This is a genomic window from Candidatus Effluviviaceae Genus V sp., from assembly GCA_014728125.1.
Lineage (GTDB): Bacteria > Joyebacterota > Joyebacteria > Joyebacterales > Joyebacteraceae > WJMD01.
Map to the genome: position 1 here is coordinate 1 of WJMD01000010.1, position 2,849 is coordinate 2,849.

The 2,849-nt window shown below is 67.0% G+C and carries 3 protein-coding genes; 1 reads left to right on the forward strand and 2 read right to left on the reverse strand.

Going from position 1 to position 2,849, the window contains the following annotated elements:
• The coding region (locus GF405_00545) for a DUF4097 family beta strand repeat protein (GenBank protein MBD3366643.1) at positions 1–846 on the forward strand (846 nt) is incomplete at its 5' end.
• Here the strand turns inward: GF405_00545 and GF405_00550 are convergent.
• The gene (locus GF405_00550; GenBank protein MBD3366644.1) at positions 843–1,397 is read right to left on the reverse strand and encodes a DUF1648 domain-containing protein; all 555 of its coding nucleotides are present in this window, start codon (positions 1,395–1,397) and stop codon (positions 843–845) included. The genes GF405_00545 and GF405_00550 overlap by 4 nt on opposite strands.
• 15 nt (positions 1,398–1,412) lie before the next feature.
• On the reverse strand, positions 1,413–2,180 hold the full coding sequence (locus GF405_00555) for a hypothetical protein (protein ID MBD3366645.1): 768 nt from the start codon (positions 2,178–2,180) through the stop codon (positions 1,413–1,415).
• Positions 2,181–2,849 lie beyond the last annotated feature (669 nt).

Sequence of the window (2,849 nt, forward strand, 5' to 3'; positions counted from 1 at the left end):
CGCGTGGTCCCCGTCGACGGGAACACGATCGACGTCCGCGTTACGTACCGTGTCGATGTCAAGAGGATCGGTTTCGGCCGCGACCCCGACTTCGAGGCGGATATCCGTCGGGTCGACGGCAGGATCATCGTTGACGGCACGGAGATACCCGGCGGCACGAGCTTCGTGCGCTTCAGCACCGTCGAGGAATACGTCTACACGATCGAGGCGCCGGCCTGGGTGCGGCTCGAACTCGCAGGTGACGACGGCGATGTGGAGATCGAGAACTGGCAGGCCCCGATCGAGCTCACGCTCGACGACGGCGATGTGGAGATCGCGGGCGGCGACATCGGGATGCTCGAGCTGCGGTTCGACGACGGCGACATCTCGCTCTCGGATGTTGCGGGAGAGTTGAGCCTCGCCGGCGACGACGGCGATGTGCTCATGGACCTGTGCCGGTTCCCGTTCGCGCGCATCGGTCTCGAAGACGGAGACGTCCTGATGCGCGACTGCGCCGGTGAACTCGTCGTCACGCTCGACGACGGCGACGTCGCCCTGTTCGATGTCGCGAGCGAGAGGGTCGAACTCCGCGGCGATGACGGCGACGTCAGGATCGACCTGCCGAACGCGGGACCGGTCGACCTCGATGTTGAGCTGGACGACGGTGACATCGACGTCGTGTACGCGGAGGGTCTCTCGGCCGAGTTCCTCGTCACGACCGACGATGGTCGCGTCGACGTTCACAGTGACGGTGTTCGGGACTACGCGCAGACCGAGCACCGGACGAGCGGCACGATCGGGGGAGGCGAGGGGAGAATCCGCATCAGGACGGACGACGGTGACATCTCGGTCCGGCGCCTCGGCTAGCGGGACGGGAGGGTGCCGAACCTCCTGTAGACGAGGTAGACGAGCCAGAGGATGACCGCGACGAAGGCCGCGAGGACGGTGATGTAGGCGCCCGACAGACTCGGTCCGCCGCCGTCGAGATTGCTCGTGTAGATGAACTGCGCCGTCACCACGAGGAAGCCCAGTGTGGCGGCACTGAACCAGAGCATCCAGACGCTGAGGTCGGCGATCGAGCGTTCTCTGTGCGGCGGTGCCAGCCAGACCTCCCGATGGGGTATGTTGACGAAGCCCGCGGGCATGCGGCGGATGAGCGTCGGGATCCCGAAGCCGAGGAACAGGAAGAGCGCCTCGGCGAGGCCGTACCAGATGACAAACTCCGTTCGTCCCGACCAGCCGTTCGCTTCCCCTCCGGTTCCGAAGTGGGTCGCCATGACCTCGGGCATCTTCGGGTAGTAGTAGACCGCCTGGGCCACGGCGACGACCGCGAGAAGCCACACGAGGATGCGCGGCAGGGAGGCGTCCGGTCGTTCACGGTCGGCGACCCGTCTCCCGTCGCGTTCGGATGAGGACATTCCGATCTCCTTGGTCTAGAGCCTCAGACAGGCCTCGGCGGACAGCTCGAAGAGTCGTCTGCGCACATCGCTCTGTCGGTTCCAGTCCCGGTGGTCCCACTCGTCACCGCTGACGTCGTCTCCTCCATAGAGTATCTGTCCGAGGGTCACCTCGCGGAACGCCGCGACAGCGAAGAACGCGGCGGCCTCCATCTCGACCGTCAGACATCCTTCCTCCCGTCGCCGCCGGATACGCTCCGGCGTCTCGCGATAGATGGCGTCGGTCGTCCACGTCTTCGCCGTCACATGGTCGACGCCCTGCTCCTCAAGGGTGCTCTCGATGGCGGCGAGCGCCTCGGGTGAGGGCTCGACCTCCCTCGAAGGCTCGAGGTAGTGATAACTCGTTCCCTCGTCGCGCACCGCGGCCGTCGGCACAATGAGATGGCCGACGGCGACGGCCCGGTCGAGCACACCGGCGGCTCCGCAGGCGATGAACTTCCGACAGCCGAAGACGATGACCTCCTCGAGCATCGCCGCGGCGAAGGGTGCCGTCAGGCCGGGCTGGAAGAAGGCGATGCGTCGCCCGTTCCGCTCGGTCTCGTAGAGCGGGTGGCGTCCCATCTCCGAGCCCATGCAGGCGATCTCCCTGGCCCCGTCATCGGCGACGAGGCGGTCGACGACGTCCTGGAAGAAGATGGGCACGCAGTGCTCCGGAACGTCGGCCGGCCGGAGCTGTGAGCTTGGGTCCACGATCGACCTTCGCGAGGCGTCGAACTCGAGAATGGGATAGTCCCGGCGCTTCATGGTCGCCTCCTATCGCCGCTCTCAGTCGGCGTCGCACCGGACCGGGTGGGGGGTACCGAGCACGCGCGCGGGGCGGAAGACCGCACGTCCCGGGCGCACCCGCACCGTCTCGGCGAGCACCTCGCCACCGGACCGGACCGTCACCTCGTACGTGCCCGGTGGGACCGTCACCCGAGCCAGCCTGATCTCACGGGGCAGCGTGATCCAGCTCCTCGTGTCTGCTTGCTCGGTCTCGGCGGTCAGGATGGTCGCGGTGCGCTCGAGGAGGCTTCTCAGGATGCGCTCTCCCAACGACCGCTTCTCCCGGTCCTTCGCGTGGTCGGCCTTCTGCTTCATGAGCGTGATCTGCTTGACTGTGGCGCGCATCGTCGAGCGGAGCTTGAGGGCCCCGATGCGTCGTTCGAGCGTCGCCCTTGCCAGGGCGTCGAGGTCCCTCACCTTCTCCGTTCTGACCGAGCGGATGACCGGCGGTCGTCCGGCAGCGCCGGCGGCGGAACCGTCCCGCACCTCTGCGACCTTCACATGGACGCGGCCCTCGACCGGGACGCTCACGAACTCCGGATAGGCGATCTTGATGAGCGCCGAGAGCCAGTCCTCGCCCTTGAACTCGTCCGGGACGAGCGGGCGGTAGACGGGAACCTCGACCGAACGTTCGACCTTGTACGGCGC